This window comes from Nocardia sputorum, from assembly GCF_027924405.1.
In the GTDB taxonomy this organism is placed as follows: Bacteria; Actinomycetota; Actinomycetes; order Mycobacteriales; family Mycobacteriaceae; genus Nocardia; species Nocardia sputorum.
In genome coordinates this window covers 5,243,326-5,260,236 of record NZ_AP026978.1, presented here as the reverse complement: position 1 = coordinate 5,260,236, position 16,911 = coordinate 5,243,326, and the positions used below count along the sequence as shown (strand labels likewise).

Sequence of the window (16,911 nt, the reverse complement as noted above, 5' to 3'; positions counted from 1 at the left end):
CATTTTTCCGGCTGCCCGCGGTGGCCGGGTCGACGCTTCCCGGTGTCTTCTCCGGCGGCGGCGCGACCGGCCCCGAAGTCGTTGTAGAGATCATCCGACTCGCGTAGCGTCCTCAGAGCAACCGTTGCTGTTCGAGCGGCTCTGTTGTCGAAGCGGTACCACGACTCGTCCGAGTACATGTCTGGAACGCGGAAGGTGGACAGATGTCTCCAACGGCCCAGGAAATGGTCGAAGAGGTTGTCGAGAACAAACCGATCCCCGAAAGCAAGAAGTGGGGCGCCGAGGCGCTCGGCACCTTCGTCCTGGTGATCGGTGGCGTCGGCACCGCGGTGCTGGCGGGGAACAAGGTCGGTCCGCTTGGCGTCGCGCTGGGCTTCGGCCTGTCGCTGATGTTTCTCGTCTACTCCATCGGGCCGATTTCGGGCTGTCATGTCAACCCGGCGGTCACCCTGGGGCATCTGCTGCTCGGCCGGCTCAGCGGCGTGTCCGCGGCGGGGTATGTGATCTCGCAGCTGATCGGCGGGCTCCTCGCCGGACTCGTTCTGTTCGCGCTGGCCAAGAACCTGCCGTCATACGATCGATCGGTCGACGGTCTCGGCGCGAACGGGTGGGGCAAGCACAGCCCGTCCGCGATCCGGGGGCCCCTGGGCGAGGTGGTCGTGCAGAACGGGTTCGGGATCGCCGCCATGATCATCGTCGAAGTGATGCTGACGGCGCTGCTCGTCTTCGTGGTGCTGTCGTCCACCGACCAGCTCTCGGACGTGCCGTTGGCCGGCCTGTCCATCGGCGTCACGCTGGCGGTGATCCACCTGGTGTCGATTCCGGTGGACAACACCTCGGTCAATCCGGCCCGCAGTCTCGCTGTGGCGCCCTACCAGGACGGCGCGATGGGGCAGGTCTGGGCCTTCATCGTGTTCCCGCTGATCGGCGGGGGTCTGGGCGCGCTGCTGTACGGCCTGCTGTTCGGCCGTTCCCGCGACATGATCTCCTGACCGGCGCGTTCCCGCCTGGGTCAGCGGCCCGCAGGCGCGGCGGCATCGTCAGCTCGCCGCTTGTTCCTGCGGGCCGTCGCATACCAGGGTGACCAAGGCGGGGAGGGGGAACAGCAGCAGGAAGAGGTTGGGCGCCCACCACAGCGGGCTGAAATCGCCGCGCAGCGTCCAGAACGCGAGGGCTTGCAACCCGGCAACGCTGGTCAGCGTCAAGGAGACGGTCATCAGGGTGCGCCCGCCCGGCCCGCGGCACAGGCTCGCCAGGCCGGTGGCGCTCGCGGCGAGGTCCAGCACGACGAACGAGTAGTTCCAGTCGCCGAGGATCGGGTCGGCGTAGTCCTTGTAGGCCCATTCGGGCGGGATCACCTGGGCGAACGCGATCGCCCAGTAGAGCAGGAAACCGACGTCGGTGACCAGCATGGCGATCTTGGTCGGCCCGAGTACGCGCGACACGTCGTCCTCAGTGCCAGGCGTATTCGGCGCAGAGCCGGTGGGCGACGAGGTCGAAGGTCTTGCGCGGCAGGATCGCGCCCTCCCTGCGTATGCCCGCCTCCGGCACGTCGAGCACCCGATCCAGCCGCACCCAGCTCGGACGGCCGTCGTGGTCCCAGGATCCGCTGCCGATGCCGATCCAGTTGCGGTCGTACGCGCGTTCCGGATTCGACGACAGCATCAGGCCCAGCAGCGTGCGACGATCGCGGCCGACCACCAGCACGGGCCGATCCTTGCCGTTGCTCGGGTCCTCTTCGAACGGCACCCAGGTCCAGACGATCTCCCCGGGATCGGCGCGGCCGTCCAACTGCGGCGAGTAGACGATCTGCCGGGCCCGCTCGGCGGTGGGGACCGGTGTCGACGCGGCGGGCCGCACCGCGACGCCCCCGTTCGCGCGCCGCTGGGCCAGCGACCCCACGAGCCGGTCGACCAGCCTGGGACCCTGCTGCTTGACGATCTTTGGACCCTGTTGCTTAGCGAGGAGACCGATCTGCTTGCCGAGGGAGTTCCAACTTCGGGCCATCTCAGGAGAATAACGGCGCACCCGCCGCTTCTCACCCGCGTGGGATTCGTTGTGTCGCCGAGGTCATTCGCCGCCCGCGGAAATCGCGCGCCATGCGGACCGGCGAACCGGGGTCCACCGCCCGAGCGCACTTCCGACCCGCCCGGGTGCGAGTCTTACGAGCACCGTTCGCGGCTCGTCTCGCGTTCGAGAGACCGAAGCGCATGTGACGAAGTCGTGAGTCTCGGCCGCTCGAACGCGAGACTTCCCGGGGCCGCGAACACGCAGCGCCGCAGGCGCTGCAAAAACCAGCAGAGCATCATGGGACGATAGACGGCAGTTTGCCGATACCCATGAGGAGTGGAGTGCCCGCCAGCTTCGCCGACACGACGTTCACCGATCCCGCCCGGATCCGGAACTTCTGCATCATCGCGCACATCGACCACGGCAAGTCGACGCTGGCCGACCGGATGCTGCAACTGACCGGTGTGGTCGAGGAGCGGCAGATGCGTGCGCAGTATCTGGACCGGATGGATATCGAGCGCGAACGCGGCATCACCATCAAGGCCCAGAACGTGCGGTTGCCCTGGACGCCCAGGACGGGCGAGCACGCGGGCACCGATTTCGTGCTGCACCTCATCGACACCCCCGGCCACGTGGACTTCACCTACGAGGTCTCCCGTGCGCTGGAGGCGTGTGAGGGCGCGATCCTGCTGGTCGACGCCGCACAGGGCATCGAGGCGCAGACGCTGGCCAATCTGTATCTGGCGCTGGACAAGGATCTGACGATCATCCCGGTGCTGAACAAGATCGACCTGCCCGCCGCGGACCCGGAGCGCTACGCCGCCGAACTGGCGCACATCGTCGGCTGCGAGCCGTCGGACGTGCTGCGCGTCTCCGGCAAGACCGGCGAGGGCGTGACGGATCTGCTCGACCAGGTGATCGCCCAGGTGCCGCCGCCGGTCGGCGAGGCCGACGCGCCCGCTCGCGCGATGATCTTCGACTCGGTCTACGACACCTACCGCGGCGTGGTCACCTATGTCCGCGTGGTGGACGGCAAGCTGACCCCGCGCGAGAAGATCAAGATGATGTCCACCGGCGCCACCCACGAGCTGCTGGAGATCGGCATCGTCTCGCCCGAGCCGAAGCCGACCCAGGGTCTCGGCGTCGGCGAGGTCGGTTACCTGATCACGGGCGTGAAGGACGTGCGTCAGTCCAAGGTCGGCGACACGGTGACCGGTGCGCGCGGCGGCGCGAGCGAACCGCTCACCGGATATCGCGAGCCACGCCCGATGGTGTACTCCGGCCTGTATCCGGTGGACGGCTCCGACTACCCGGATCTGCGCGACGCGCTGGAGAAGTTGCAGCTCAACGACGCCGCCCTGACCTATACGCCGGAGACTTCGGTGGCGCTCGGGTTCGGCTTCCGCTGCGGCTTCCTCGGCCTGCTGCACATGGAGATCACCCGCGAGCGCCTGCAACGCGAGTTCGACCTCGACCTGATCTCGACCGCGCCGAACGTGGTGTACCGGGTGGAGATGGAGGACGGCGCCGAGCATGTGGTGACCAACCCCTCGTACTGGCCGGAGGGCAAGGTCCGCAAGGTCTACGAACCGGTCGTGAAGTGCACGATCATCTCGCCGAGCGAGTTCATCGGCTCCATCATGGAGCTGTGCCAGTCCCGTCGCGGCGAACTCGGCGGCATGGACTACCTGTCGGAGACCCGCGTCGAGCTGCGCTACACCATGCCGATGGCGGAGATCATCTTCGACTTCTTCGACTCGCTGAAGTCGCGCACCCGCGGTTACGCGAGCCTGGACTACGAGGAGTCGGGCGAGCAGGAGTCGCAGCTGGTGAAGGTGGACATCCTGTTGCAGGGCGAGGCGGTGGACGCGTTCAGCGCGATCGTGCACCGCGACGCGGCCCAGGCCTACGGGCACAAGATGACCACCAAGCTGCGCGAGCTGATCCCGCGCCAGCAGTTCGAGGTGCCGATCCAGGCCGCGATCGGGTCGAAGATCATCGCCCGCGAGAACATCCGCGCCATCCGCAAGGACGTGCTGGCCAAGTGCTACGGCGGTGACATCAGCCGCAAGCGCAAGCTGCTGGAGAAGCAGAAGGAAGGCAAGAAGCGGATGAAGACGATCGGCCGGGTCGACGTCCCGCAGGAAGCCTTCGTGGCCGCGCTGTCCTCCGACGCCGCTTCGGACAAGCCGAAGGACAAGAAGTAGGCGGCTAGGTTGTGTGTCGAAGTGAGTTGAGGGTGGCACCGCTGTGCGGTGCCACCCTCAACTGAGAACCGGCAGACAGACCCGCCATCACCACTTCAACACAGGCCCTAGGCGCCTTCGACGCGTTTCTTCAACGCCTCGTTGAGGGCGACGAAATTGTCGCGGGTGTTTTCGATCATCGCGCCGGTGAACGCGACGAGCGCCCCGGAGAACTTCTCGCTCTGCACCAACTGTGTGCCGCCATCGATCGCGGTGAGCACGAATCGATGCTCGCCGTCGAAGATGCCGGGCACCAGCAGTCGCCCGATCCACCGCAGCTCCCGCCCCGGCTCGGCGGCCAGCACCCTCGGCTTGAACGTCATCGGCCGCCCCTGCTTCGGCACCATCCGCAACGTCAGCTTCGCACCCGCACGCAGCTCACCGGCCGCTCGCTGGATGAACGGATTCCACTGCCCATAGGTCGGCAGATCGCCGAGCACCGCCCACACCTGCTCGGGAGTGGCGTTGATCTCGATGGATGTGGTGATCTCACGCACCGTCCGTCTAACCTCGTCTTTCGCGAAAAGCTCTCGTCGCCAGGCTCGATGAGCCCTGACAGACCATCGAGTATTCCAGACCAGCGGGTATGACACGCTGTCCGTCATGTCCGCCCGCGCCATCACCTCGCCGAACCTCACCGACCAGGGACGTCTCGCCTCGATTCTGCGGTTCACCACCGAATTGATCGCCTGGATCGCCACCCCATGGGCACTGGCCGATCACTCGGTCGCCCTCGCGGTTGCGGCATTGGTCGTGCTCATCGGGCTGCCGACCCTCTTCGCCACCCCTGGCGACAAGAGACAGGTCCTCATCCCTGTCCCCGGCGCAGTCACCATCGGTCTCGTCGTTCTCCAACTTGCCGCCGCCGTACTCGCGTCCTGGGCCACTTGGCCGGCCTGGCCGGCCGTCGTCGTCACCACACTGGCGCTCACCACTGCAATCGCCGAACTGCCACGTTGGCGCTGGCTACTCGGGAGATGAGGTACCACGACCGACCAGGCAGACTTGGGGCCCGCCTAGCCCGCTGTGCGCAACCGCACGCGCAGGCGGGCGCCGCCCAACGGGCTCTCGTCGAGTTCGGCGGTGCCGGAATGCAATTCGGCTTGCTGGCGGACCAGGGCCAGGCCCAGGCCGGAGCCGGGTGAGCCGGGGCCTTTGACGAAGCGGTCGAACGCGTCGGCGCGCAGGGCCTCGGGGATGCCGTGGCCGTCGTCGTCGACCTGGATCTCCACGGTGTCCTCCGGGCCGGTTCGGGCGGTGACGGTGACGGTTCGGGCGCGACCGTGTTGCACGGCGTTGGCGACGGCGTTCGTGACGATGAGCAGGACGCCGCCGGGCAGACCGGTGACGGTGACCGGGGCGCAGTCGGCGAGCCGGACGTCGACTCCGGGATGCCTTCGCCGGGCGTCGTGCACCGCTCGATCCAGGGTGTCGCAGAGGTCGAACGGTTCGAAGACGTCCGGCTCGGTCAGTTCGCCGAGTGCGAGTCGTTCCAGGTCGGTCAGCGTGTTCTCGATCTGCCGCTCGGCCAGCAGCACTTCGGACAGGATCGCGCCGCGCTGCCCCTCCGGTATTTCTTTCGTGGCCAGTACCTGCAGGTCGGTGCGCAAAGCCGTGAGCGGGGTACGCAATTCGTGCGCGCAGACCGACGCGAAGTCGCGCGCCCCGCTCAGGGCGCGCTGGGTGGCGCGGTGCGCGGCCTCCAGTCGGGCGAGCATGCGGGTGATCGCGTCGGAGAGTTCCTCGGCTTCCCGCGCGCCCCGGCCGGACAACGGCGGCAGTTCCTCCAAGGTGTCGATGCGATGGGTGGCGTCGGCCAGGCGGCGCAGTGGACGCGCGGCGAATCCGGCCAGGAACCAGCCGAGCAGGGCGGCCAGGAGCGCGCCTGCGACGCCGATGCCGAACCCGATGCGCTGACTGCGGTGAATGGCCGACGCCACGACATCGCGGTCGGGATCGAGCGCGACCAGCACGCCGGGCAGCCCGTCGACCCGGGCGATCGCCGCGTCGGCGGGCGCACCCGGCCTGCGTGCGTCTGCGGGCGCCTGCCGTGGGGACAATGGGGCCGCGGCCGGTGGACCCGGTTGCGGGGGAACCGCTTCCAGGGGGACGGCGACGCGCACCGCCATCGAGGAGACGGTCTCGTCCAGCTGGCGTTCGCCGGTGGCGTCGAGCAGAGCCGCGAAGGTGATCGTCAAGGTGAGCGCGACCAGCGCCGCGACCACCCCCGAGACGACGGCCACCCGGGTGCGCAGCGACGGTGACCCGCTCATGGTTCCTCCCGGAGGACGAAGCCGACGCCGCGCACGGTGTGGATCACCCGGGGCACGTCGTCCGCCTCCAGTTTGCGTCGCAGATAGGAGACGAACACGTCGACGACGTTGGTGTCGGTGGGGAAGTCGTATCCCCAGACGGCGGACAGGATCTGCTCGCGGCCGAGCACGATGCCCGTGTGCTCGGCGAGCAGGGCGAGCACCTCGAATTCCCGTTTCGTCAGCTCCACCGGCCGGTCTCCGGCCAGCACCCGGCGCCCGGCCGGGTCGATGCGCACCCGCCCGACCGCGCGCACCTGCTCCGGCCGCCGTACCGGTTTCCGGCTGCGCCGCAGCAGCGCGTGCAACCGGGCGACCAGCTCGCCGAGATCGAACGGCTTGGTGAGGTAGTCGTCGGCTCCGCGCTCCAGGCAGGCGATCCGGTCGCTGACCGCGGTGCGCGCGCTGAGCACACAGATCGGGATGTCGTTGCCCATCGCCCGCAGCGCGGTGACCACCCCGACGCCGTCGAGCGCGGGCATGTTGACGTCGAGCACCATCGCGTCGGGCGTGGTGGCGCGGACCATGCTCAGCGCTTCGGCGCCGTCGGACGCGGTGACGACCTCGAAATCGGAGAGTTCCAGTCCTCGCCGCAGCGACGCGAGGACGCGAACCTCGTCGTCCGCGACCAGGATTCGTTGTCCGGCCATGGTGTCAATCTAATCCCACACTCTGGGAGTGACCGGCTGGCCGCCGACCAGGTGGCCGGAGCGCGATATCGGTCGGCAGTCGTCCGGTCGATGCGCCGACGGTGTGGTGCCCCGCGCATCCGTGCCGCCGAGCGGCTGGTTCCTCGAATTCGACAGTCCGGAGCCGATCTCCAGCACTCCGCCGGCAAATCTTAGAGTTCCATTAATTTTTCCCGGCCGGTTCACAGCCACGCTGATGACGAATCGATCAGTCCTGGTGGCGGCGTCTATTCGAGTCTGCGCGCGGTCCGGAAGACCACCGGAAATGGGGCTTCCGACCCGGTATTTCGGATGGCAAGGTTGTGTTGCTCACCACAGCCGTATTCTCTACAGTCCTGGAGAATGTGACAGGGGAGTATTCCCGAAATACTGTTGGATGATCTTCACTTGCTCGGCCGGCGTGGTGAGGATGCTGGACAACCGAGAGTGGAGCTTCTTATGACGCGTGATCTGCCCTTCGACGACGACACCGAAGGGGCCGAGCGCGCGGGCGACACCGCCTATCGTGTGGCCACCGGCGTCGCGCGGGTCGCGCGGGCGGGCGCCTATGTCACCGGTGGAGCCTTGGTGGCCGCCAACGGTGGCGGCGTCCCCGCGCAGCCCGGCGAATCCCGCCTCGACAGCTGGCACACCGGCTGGGCGCACAGCACCGATCCCGACCCCGACCAGCCGAGCCCGGTGATCACCTTCCCGGACCCGGTCGTCGAACCCGCGCCGTTCTCCTCGCACGGCTCGAACACTCCGGTGGCGCACGGCAACCCGGCCCCGGGGTCGGTCGGCCCCGCGCCCGCGTTCACCTTGCCCAGCACCGGCGCCGCCCCGTCGTTGCCCACGCTCGGGGACGACTACAGCGGGACCGACGCCGGATTCCCACTGCCGACGTTGGCCGGCGGCGAGGCGGGCGGGCACGCGATGCAACTGCCCGGCCACTCCGGAAACGGCGTTCCCGGACTGGGTGGCATCCCGGGCACGGAGGGTTCCGGATCCGGTCTGACCATTCCGGGGACCGAGGGCCACGTGTCCCACGGTCCCGCACTGCCGGGCACCCGGTCCGAGGCTTCCAACGATCTCGACGCGCCCGGCGGCCACGGGTTCGGCCTGCCCGGCCACGGACTCGGCCAAGCCGGGCACGGCTTCGGCCTGCCCGGTTCGAACGGCTTCGTCGCACCCGGCTCCACCGTCTTCGACCTGCCGGGCGGCAACGGCGTCGGCGCGGCGCCCGCGGCGGGCGACCCGTTCGACGGCGTCGGTCAGGGCGGCGGCGATCTCGGGGCGTTCGTCGGCACGCAGTGGCAGGTCGACTTCGGGATCGGCCCGAACGGGATCTACTTCACCTCCGAGATGAAGGTCGATGTCGGCGTCGGCCATGTCGGCGACCAGCTCGACGAGTACACCGACTGGCTGGCCGACGGCATCCGCATTCCGGATGGCACCGACCACACCGCCGAGCAGGACGCGCCCGGCCACGGCCACTCCGGCCTGCTCGGCGCGCTCACGTCACCGGGCTCGTCCGCGACGCAGTCGTCGGCGGCGTCCGGCGTGGCGCAGTCCCCGTCGGCCGGAGCCGCGCAGCCGTCGGCTTCGAGCGTCGTGCAGCCGCTGTCCGCCTCGGCGCCGGTCGCTCCCGCCGGAACGGTCGCGCCGGTCGCCTCGGTGGCTCCCGCCGTTCCGGCTCCCGCGCCCGCCCCCGCGGCGGTCGCCGCCGCTCCGGTCGTCGCGGCCACCCCGCTGCAGACCACGATCCAGCCCGACGTCGCCTCGACCCCGATCGCGAACGTGCTCGCCGCTCCGGAGGGGCCGTCCGTGCTGACCGCTCCGGCCGCGGCGGTTCCCGCGCTGTTCGACGCGGTACGCCCGGCGCCCGCGGTCAAGCCGTATCCCGTGTCCGACCCGCAGCCGACGCACCCGACGCATTCGCCGACGGCGACCGTGCCCACCCCTACGACGATCGTCAAGACCACGCCGACGCCGAGCGGGCCGGGCGACGCGACCGCACCGTCCGCGCCGAAGACGCCGGATCTCGACATCACGAAGACGCCGGGCGTCACCACCGCGCCGCACGGCGGCATCACGACCGCGCCGGACCTGCCGACCACCAAGACCCCCGGCGCGACGGTCACCCAGACCCCGGCGCCCACGCACGCTCCGACCACCCCGGACGACGACGTGACCACACCGGGCGGCGGCACCGGCCGTCCCAGCACCGGCGGCACCTCGCACAGCACCTATCCGACCGACGATCTGCCGAGTCACGAGCTGCCGACCGGCGACGTGCCGACCGTGAGCCGGCCCGCGCAGCCGACGTACTCCGCGCCGGACCAGCCGACCTACAGCGCTCCCGCGCAGGCGCCCACCGTCGAGCCGCACGCGCCGACCTACACCGCACCCGTGCCCACCCAGGCGCCGATCAAGCCGCAGGTGATCGACCCGAAGCCGCACGGGATCGCGGCGCCGCTGGCGGCCGACCCCGTCGCCGGTCCGGGATTCGCGGCGCACGACTACGATCACTCCGCGTTGCTGTCCGCCGGCGGCCTCTCCAGTGCCTTGCTGCCGGAGCCGGCCATGCCGGAAACGCATCACTATGCGTCCGATGTGTCGGACATCTCACTGATATAGCAGCGCCGCGCGCGGTTGCGAGGACTGTGGAGTGCCCGCCGGGGGTACCTGAACGAAAGTCACCGAGAGTAAGGAGGAGGGTTGTCTGCCGCTGCCGGGCTGAAGGCTGCGACCGTGAAACATCCGGACGCGATGGCCCCGCTCATCCGAATACTCGACGAGCTGCGGGAGACGGCCCGATCCGCGGGACGCGACGACCTGGGCAGCCGGTTGGGCATGGTCCGCGCCAGGGTGAGCGATCCCCGGGTGCGGCTCGTGGTCGTCGGTCGTCCGAAGAACGGCATGAGCACGCTGGTCAACAGCCTGGTCGGCGCCTCGGTCAGTGCGACCGACAGCGATCTGAGCGTCCCGGTGATCGTCGAGTACGGCCCGGATCCGACCGCCACGCTGGTGCGGCAGACCGAGTACGGCCGCACCGAACGTCAGCCGGTCGACCCGCTCGATCCCGGCCCGGCGCTGGCCACGCAGGGCGTCGTCCGCGCCGAATTCACCCAGCCGAGCCCGTTGCTCGCCGATGGCGTCGTGGTCATGGACGCACCGGGTGCGCTGGGCGACGACCGCACCACCTGGTCGATGATCGCCGCGGCCGACGCCGTGCTCTACGTCGGCGAGGCCGGTAGCGAGCTGACCCCGGAGCAGATCGCCGAATTGCAGCGCATCCAGCAGATCTGCCCGACCGTGATCTGCGTGCTGAACAAGATCGACGTGTTCCCGCATTGGTCGCGCACCCAGCAGCGCAACCGCGAACTGCTGGACTCGGCGGGGCTGGGCTTCGCGGTGGCGCCGGTTTCCGCGGAACTGCACCGGCAGGCCGGGTTGACCGGTGACTACCAGCGCGACATCGAATCCGGCGTGCCGCAGCTGATCGATCATCTGCGCGACTACGTGGTCGCCCGCGCGGACGCGGTGGCGCTGGAAGCCGCGGTCCAGGACATCCGCCTGGTCTGCGACCACCTCGCGGTGACGCTGCGCACCGAAGCCGAGGCGCTGCGCGATCCACGGCGCCGGGCCGAGATCACCGACCAGCTCGCTCGCGCCCGCGACGAGGCCGACCAGCTGCGCCAGCGCACCGCGAACTGGCAGGTCACGCTCGTCGACGGCGCGACGGAGCTGATGGCCGACATCGAGCACGATCTGCGTCACCGGCTGCGCAGCCTGATCCGCGACGCCGAGGCCGAGATCGCCCAGACCGATCCGGCGCGCCGGTGGAAGGACTTCGGCGCCGATCTGGACGCGCGCATCTGCGAGGCGGTCGAGGAGAACTTCGCCGTGGCGCACTACCGTTCGATGGAGCTGTGCGAGCAGGTGGCCGCCAAATTCCCGGCCGACAACCGCACCCCTCCGCTGCCGGACCTGCGCTTGGCCAACCCGGGCGAGGTGCTCGAAGCGGTGCAGCCCTTGGAGCCGCTGGAGAGCGCGAAAGCCGGTGTGACCCAGCAGTTCCTGACCGGTCTGCGCGGCTCCTACGGCGGCATCCTGATGGTCGGTCTGGCCACCAGCCTGCTGGGCATGTCGCTGGTGAACTGGTATTCGGCGGGCGCGGGCGTGCTGCTGGGCGTCAACGCGCTGTGGGACGACCGCAAGAACCGCAAGCTGCGCCGCCGCGCCGAGGCCAAGGTGGCGGTGGCCCGCCTGATGGACGACGTGATCTTCCAGGTCGGCAAGGAGTCGCGCAACCGCCTGCGCGCCATGCAGCGCGTGCTGCGCGACCACTTCACCGACATCGCGACCGAGGTCGCCCGCGGCGCGGATGACGCGCTGCGGCGAGCCGAGGAGAACTACGGGAAGTACGGCGACCGCAGGCCGGAGCGGATCGCCGACCTCGACGCACAGCTCGGCAGAGTGCGCGCGCTGCGCGAGGAGGCCGACGGGCTCGTTCCCGCGTAGGCCGTCCCCAGGGCCCGGTCGGACCGGCTGACCCTGCGGTGTCGGACGGGGATCCTCGCAGGATCATGCCGATGACCTTGCGGTGTCGGATCGTGTTCCCTCGCAGGATCAGACCGGATGACCCTGCGGTGTGTGCGCGGGCTGGAAGCGGCCCGCGTGCCGGGTGTCCTCGGCGCGGATGACGTGGGTCACGGCGTTGATCAGCGCCAGGTGGGTGAACGCCTGCGGGAAGTTGCCGAGGTGGCGTCCGCTGCGCGGATCGATCTCCTCGGCGTACAACCGCAGCGGGCTGGCGAAGCCGAGCAGTCGCTCGCACAGGTGCCTGGCCCGCTGGATCTCCCCGATCTCGACCAGCGCCGAGACCAGCCAGAACGAGCAGATGGTGAACGCGCCCTCCACGCCGCTCAAGCCGTCGTCGGTCGTTTCGGTCCGATACCGCAGCACCAAGCCGTTCTCGGTGAGCCGGTCGGCGATGGCCAGCACGGTGGCGCGTACCCGGTCGTCCTCGGGCGGCAGGAAACGGGTGAGCACCACCAGCAGCAGCGAGGCGTCCAGGGTGTCGCCGCCGTAGACCTGGGTGAACACGCCTTCGGAGTTGACGCCGTTGGCCAGGACGTCGGCCTTGATCTCCTCCGCGATCGCGTACCACTCCTCGGCGTGCTCGTACTGGCCGTGCAGCTCGGCCAGTTTCGCACCGCGATCCAGCGCCACCCAGCACATCACCTTGGACGAAGTGAAATGCTGGGGCTCGCCGCGCACCTCCCAGATGCCCCGGTCGGGGTCCTTCCAGTGCTCGATGGCGGCGCGCACCTGGCGGACCAGCAGCGGCCACAAGGTCTCCGGCACCTGCTGGCGCGACTTCACATGCAGGTACACGGCGTCCAGCATGGTGCCCCAGATGTCGTGCTGGTCCTGGTTGTAGGCGTTGTTGCCGATGCGCACCGGACGGGATTGGTCGTAGCCGCCGAAATGATCGAGGATGATCTCGTCGAGCTGGCGTTCGCCCCCGATGCCGTAGAGCACCTGCAGGGGAACGGGCTCGCCCTCCTCCCCGGTCGTCGCGTCGTTGAGGAACGCGAAGAAGTCGTCGGCCTCCCGGTCCAGGCCGAGCGTGTACAGGCCCCACAGCGCGAAGCTGGCGTCCCGCACCCAGCTGTAGCGGTAATCCCAATTGCGTTCTCCGCCGGGAGTTTCCGGCAGGGACGTGGTGGCGGCGGCCATCAGGGCGCCGGTCGGCGCGTAGGTGAGGCCCTTGAGGGTGAGCGCGCTGCGCTGCAGGTAGTTGCGCCACGGGTGATCGGGGAACTTGCCGAGCGTGATCCACTGACGCCAGCACTCGGTGGTCTGCCACATCTTGTTCGCGGCCTCGTCGAAGGTGCGCGGCGCGGGCAGCTCCGACCAGGTGAGCGCGACGAAGACCTCGTCGCCCTCCTTCATCCTGGTGCGGGCCCGCGCCTCGCGGCCCTCCAGCCCGAGCCGCAGATCCGTGGTGAGAACCAGCGTCGGACCGGCGCTGGCGTCGTCGCTGCGCACCGCGGTCGCCTCCTCGTACACCTTGCCGGTGTACTCCCAGCGGGCGGTGGCCCGGTGGTAGTCGAACGCGGGCTCGCAACTCATCTCGAGTTCCACGGTGCCGTTCACGCATTTCACCGTGCGCAGCAGCAGGTGCTCGGCATCCCAGTCCATCGGGGTGCGCCGGTGGGTCTTGCTGCGCTGATCGTTGTTGTGCCAGCGCCCGAGCACCAGCGCGTCGCGCACGATCAGCCAGCCGGTGCCGGTCTGCCAGGTGGTCTCCAGGATCATCCCGCCCGGCAGGTAGCGGCGGGCGGCGGGCACGTTCACGCCGTAGGGCCCGACCCGGAAGTAGCCCGCGCTGCGGTCCAGCAGCGCCCCGAAGATGCTCGGCGAATCCGGCCGCGGCACGCACATCCATTCCACCGAGCCGTTGCTGGCGATCAGGCAGCTGGTCTCGCAGTCGGACAGGAAGGCGTAGTCGTCGATCGGCGGGTAGGCGCCGTGGCGGTGCGGCTCGGTCGCGCCCGTCGGGTAGGTCAGGTTCGTCGGCAGGCCGTCGGAGTCGTTGAGGGTGAGGTGATCGGAGGACGCCATACCCCATCTTCGGGCCGATGCGCGCCCGGCGTCCACCGCTCGGTCCGGGTACTGTGCCGATGGCCTCGTGGAACCGGCCGGCGAACCGACTAGGCTGGGATCGTGCATCGCATCGCAGGATGGTGGGACGGCTTCGAGCTGTGGGTGGCGGGACTGCCGTTCATCCCGCAGTTCCTGGTCGTCCTCGTGGGCATGGTCCCGATCAGCTTCGCCATCGCCTACGGGCTCGATCGCGTGCTGCGAGCCGTGCTGCGCATCCTGGATCGCCGATACGGCGCCCACCCCGCACCGGTCCGGCCCGCCCCGGCCGCCGCGATGCTCGAACCCGAGCAGGCGGCCGAGACTCGCACGCCGGTGCAGAGCGGGGCGCGTTGATGCCTCGCTCGCGCGTTCAGCTCGCCCTCGTCGCCCTGCTCGTGCTCATCGTCGTCGCCTGGTTGCTCACCCGCTGACGGTCAGTTTCCGCCGGTCCGCCAGTCGCCGAACCGTTTGCCGAGCTTCGCGACGGTGTCGCCGACCTCGTGGGCGACCGTGCTCGCCGCCGCGCCGACATCCCGTCCCAGCGTGCGCACGGTCCGGATGAGCGGGTCTTCGGACTGGTCGAAGTTCGTGCGGTAGGTGCGGGCGGCGGCTCTCATCTCGTCGGTGATCCTGGTGGCGCGATCCTGGTCCCGGCGCGGATAGTCGCCCGCCAGCACGCGATCGTAGTCGCCGCTCTGGATCCAGCGGCGCAGTTCGGCCGCGCGCAGCACGGAGAAGGGATGGCTCTGCAACTCCAGGTTGAGCAGCTTCAGCACGCCGTCGCGCAGGTCGCCGGACCGTTCGTAGTCGTCGGCCTGGGCCAGGAACGCCCCGTGGTTCATCTCCTTGACCCAGGCGCCGCCCGCCGTCTTCATATGGACGCGCACCGACGCGTCGACATCCTGGCCGCACAGCAGCCCCGCCCGGTCGCCGGACAGCTCCGACTTGCGGCTCCACTCCATGAGGGCCGCGACGATGCCGCGCAGCGCCCAGCCGCCGACCGGCAGCCAGCCGACGCTCGCGGAGACCCGCAGCAGGTGCATCAGCATCGTGCGGTACACCGCGTGGCCGGACAGCGCGTGCCCGACCTCATGGCCGACCACGAAACGCAGTTCCTCGGTGTCCATCAGTTCGAGCAAGCCCGTCGTCAGCACGATGAACGGCCGGTCCATGCCGATGGTGAGGGCGTTCACCTGCGGGCTCTGCAGCACGAACAGCTCGGGCGTGGTGGGGGCGTCCAGGATCCGCACGGCGTCCTGGCGCAGGTGGTGGAGGGTGCGGAACTGCCGCTCGTCCACCCGGACGGCGGTGGCCAGATACAGTAGCCGGTGCTGGCGTTCTTGCAGCAAACCCGACAGTGTGCGCAGCACCACGTCGAAGCCCGCCAGTGACCGCAAGGTAACCAGGGCGGTGCGGTCGGCGGGATGCTCCCACGTGCGGGTGCTGATGCCGGGGAACTGGACGCGGACGCGATCCGGACTGGTGGTCATGGGATGAAACCCCCCTCTTCCTGGGACTCTTCGATTCGAACTCCGTCGTTCGCTCTGATAAAGTCTGCCCGTGTCTTCGAGCGCCGTCCCGCAGGTCCGCCATGAATTGGCGTTGATTGCTGTCGGTGATCTCGCGGTCGCGGACGTCTACTGTCGCTGATCGGCAACCGGGCACCTCCGCGTCTCGTTCCCAGCAGACTGGCGCGCTTCCTGCGGATGTGCCCGCCTCCCAGCGGCCCGTTGGGGCCGATAGTCGCCGCTGCCGTATCGCTCGATCGGCAGGTCTGCTGATCCAAGAAGATGGTCGCCGCCACCGATGTATTACCGGAGAAATGGCGGTCCGCACGAAAGGTCCACCCCGATGGCTCGCAAATCTTGGCTTTCGCCGCGTCGACGCTACAGCGCCGTTGCCCTCGCCGCAGTCGCGGCGGTCGCGCTAACCGCGTGCGGCGGCGGAGCCAGCGACACGGTCGGGGGAGGCGCTTCCGATGGCAGCGGCGGCACCCTCAACCTGTACGCCTACGCCGTGCCCAAGCCCGGTTTCGACAAGGTGATCCCCGAGTTCAACAAGACCGAGCAGGGCAAGGGCGTGCAGATCCAGCAGTCCTACGGCGCCTCCGGTGACCAGTCCCGCAAGGTGAAGGACGGCGCCGAGGCCGACGTGGTCAACTTCTCGGTCGAGCCGGACATCACCCGCCTGGTCGACGCGGGCCTGGTGGACGCGAGCTGGAACGCCGACGCCACCAAGGGCGTCCCGTTCGGCTCGGTGGTCGCGATCGTCGTGCGCAAGGGCAACCCCAAGGGCATCAAGGACTGGGACGACCTGCTGAAGCCGGGCGTCGAGGTGGTCACCCCGAACCCGTTCAGCTCCGGATCGGCCAAGTGGAACCTGCTCGCGCCGTACGCGGCCAAGAGCGACGGCGGCAAGAACCCCCAGGCCGGCTTGGACTACCTGAGCAAGCTGGTCTCCAAGGACCACGTGAAGGTGCAGCCCAAATCCGGCCGCGAAGCGACCGAGACCTTCCTGCAGGGCACCGGTGACGTGCTGCTGAGCTACGAGAACGAGGCGATCTTCTCCGAGCGCAACGGCGATCAGATCGAGCACTTCGTCCCGCCGGTGACGTTCAAGATCGAGAACCCGGTCGCGGTGCTGAAGAACAGCAAGAACCAGCAGAAGGCCGTCGCGTTCCGCGACTTCCTCTTCACCCCCGAGGGGCAGAAGGCCTGGGCCGCCGCCGGCTTCCGCCCGGTCGACCCGAAGGTCGCCGCCGACTACGCCAAGGACTTCCCGACGCCGCAGAAGCTGTGGACGATCGCCGACCTCGGCGGCTGGAAGACGGTGGACAAGGAGCTGTTCACCCCGAACACCGGCTCGGTCGCGGTGATCTACGACAATGCGACCAAGTGACCGGGTGACCCTCGTTACACGGGATACTGGACGATCGTGACGAAGAGCAGTAACGCCGGGACCGTGCTGGAAGACGGTCCCGGCGTCTCCGAGGCAGCCCGCGCGGGCCGCCGCTGGAACTGG

The 16,911-nt window shown here is 69.2% G+C and carries 15 protein-coding genes; 8 read left to right on the top strand and 7 right to left on the bottom strand.

Features of this window, described 5'->3' with window-relative positions:
- Window positions 1-203: 203 nt before the first annotated feature.
- Entirely contained in the window at window positions 204-992 is a 789-nt protein-coding gene (locus QMG86_RS23835) for an aquaporin (protein ID WP_281874903.1), read from the top strand.
- Between the two features lie 48 nt (window positions 993-1,040).
- Here QMG86_RS23835 and QMG86_RS23830 read toward each other — a convergent pair whose 3' ends face one another.
- Complete coding sequence (locus QMG86_RS23830) at window positions 1,041-1,445, bottom strand: DUF5360 family protein (protein WP_281874902.1); 405 nt, start codon at window positions 1,443-1,445, stop codon at window positions 1,041-1,043.
- 7 nt (window positions 1,446-1,452) lie between these two features.
- Window positions 1,453-2,007: a type II toxin-antitoxin system PemK/MazF family toxin gene (locus QMG86_RS23825; RefSeq protein WP_281874901.1), complete on the bottom strand. Its 555-nt coding sequence runs from the start codon at window positions 2,005-2,007 to the stop codon at window positions 1,453-1,455.
- Between the two features lie 332 nt (window positions 2,008-2,339).
- Between QMG86_RS23825 and lepA the strand changes: the two genes are divergently transcribed.
- Window positions 2,340-4,217, top strand: coding sequence for a translation elongation factor 4 (gene lepA, locus QMG86_RS23820; RefSeq protein WP_281874900.1), 1,878 nt, complete (start codon window positions 2,340-2,342; stop codon window positions 4,215-4,217).
- A gap of 107 nt (window positions 4,218-4,324) precedes the next feature.
- Here lepA and QMG86_RS23815 read toward each other — a convergent pair whose 3' ends face one another.
- Window positions 4,325-4,753, bottom strand: a complete 429-nt coding sequence (locus tag QMG86_RS23815) for an SRPBCC domain-containing protein (protein WP_281874899.1) — start codon at window positions 4,751-4,753, stop codon at window positions 4,325-4,327.
- A 106-nt stretch (window positions 4,754-4,859) separates the two neighbouring features.
- Here QMG86_RS23815 and QMG86_RS23810 point away from each other — a divergent pair, with 106 nt between their 5' ends.
- Window positions 4,860-5,237 (top strand): hypothetical protein, encoded by a 378-nt coding sequence (locus QMG86_RS23810; protein ID WP_281874897.1) that lies wholly within the window; start codon window positions 4,860-4,862, stop codon window positions 5,235-5,237.
- A gap of 35 nt (window positions 5,238-5,272) precedes the next feature.
- On the opposite strand, the gene QMG86_RS23805 is transcribed toward QMG86_RS23810, so the two are convergent.
- Complete coding sequence (locus QMG86_RS23805) at window positions 5,273-6,529, bottom strand: sensor histidine kinase (protein WP_281874896.1); 1,257 nt, start codon at window positions 6,527-6,529, stop codon at window positions 5,273-5,275.
- Window positions 6,526-7,218 carry a response regulator transcription factor gene (locus QMG86_RS23800; RefSeq protein ID WP_281874895.1) on the bottom strand — a complete coding sequence of 231 codons (693 nt, stop codon included), beginning with the start codon at window positions 7,216-7,218 and terminating at the stop codon, window positions 6,526-6,528. Before QMG86_RS23800 ends, QMG86_RS23805 begins: the two co-directional genes overlap by 4 nt.
- 477 nt (window positions 7,219-7,695) lie before the next feature.
- Between QMG86_RS23800 and QMG86_RS23795 the strand changes: the two genes are divergently transcribed.
- A complete protein-coding gene (locus tag QMG86_RS23795; RefSeq protein WP_281874894.1) occupies window positions 7,696-9,873 on the top strand; it encodes a hypothetical protein in 2,178 nt (725 codons plus the stop codon).
- 81 nt (window positions 9,874-9,954) lie between these two features.
- On the top strand, window positions 9,955-11,760 hold the full coding sequence (locus tag QMG86_RS23790; RefSeq protein ID WP_281874893.1) for a P-loop NTPase family protein: 1,806 nt from the start codon (window positions 9,955-9,957) through the stop codon (window positions 11,758-11,760).
- Window positions 11,761-11,868: 108 nt separating this feature from the next.
- On the opposite strand, the gene QMG86_RS23785 is transcribed toward QMG86_RS23790, so the two are convergent.
- Window positions 11,869-13,869, bottom strand: a complete 2,001-nt coding sequence (locus QMG86_RS23785; protein WP_281874892.1) for a glycoside hydrolase family 15 protein — start codon at window positions 13,867-13,869, stop codon at window positions 11,869-11,871.
- A gap of 102 nt (window positions 13,870-13,971) precedes the next feature.
- Here QMG86_RS23785 and QMG86_RS23780 point away from each other — a divergent pair, with 102 nt between their 5' ends.
- Window positions 13,972-14,244: a hypothetical protein gene (locus QMG86_RS23780; protein WP_281874891.1), complete on the top strand. Its 273-nt coding sequence runs from the start codon at window positions 13,972-13,974 to the stop codon at window positions 14,242-14,244.
- An 80-nt stretch (window positions 14,245-14,324) separates the two neighbouring features.
- Here QMG86_RS23780 and QMG86_RS23775 read toward each other — a convergent pair whose 3' ends face one another.
- The gene (locus tag QMG86_RS23775; protein WP_281874890.1) at window positions 14,325-15,380 is read right to left on the bottom strand and encodes a M48 family metallopeptidase; all 1,056 of its coding nucleotides are present in this window, start codon (window positions 15,378-15,380) and stop codon (window positions 14,325-14,327) included.
- 70 nt (window positions 15,381-15,450) lie between these two features.
- Between QMG86_RS23775 and QMG86_RS33625 the strand changes: the two genes are divergently transcribed.
- The gene (locus QMG86_RS33625; RefSeq protein WP_321210233.1) at window positions 15,451-15,540 is read left to right on the top strand and encodes an Ms4533A family Cys-rich leader peptide; all 90 of its coding nucleotides are present in this window, start codon (window positions 15,451-15,453) and stop codon (window positions 15,538-15,540) included.
- A 201-nt stretch (window positions 15,541-15,741) separates the two neighbouring features.
- On the top strand, window positions 15,742-16,788 hold the full coding sequence (locus tag QMG86_RS23770) for a sulfate ABC transporter substrate-binding protein (RefSeq protein ID WP_281874888.1): 1,047 nt from the start codon (window positions 15,742-15,744) through the stop codon (window positions 16,786-16,788).
- The last annotated feature ends 123 nt before the right edge of the window (window positions 16,789-16,911 follow it).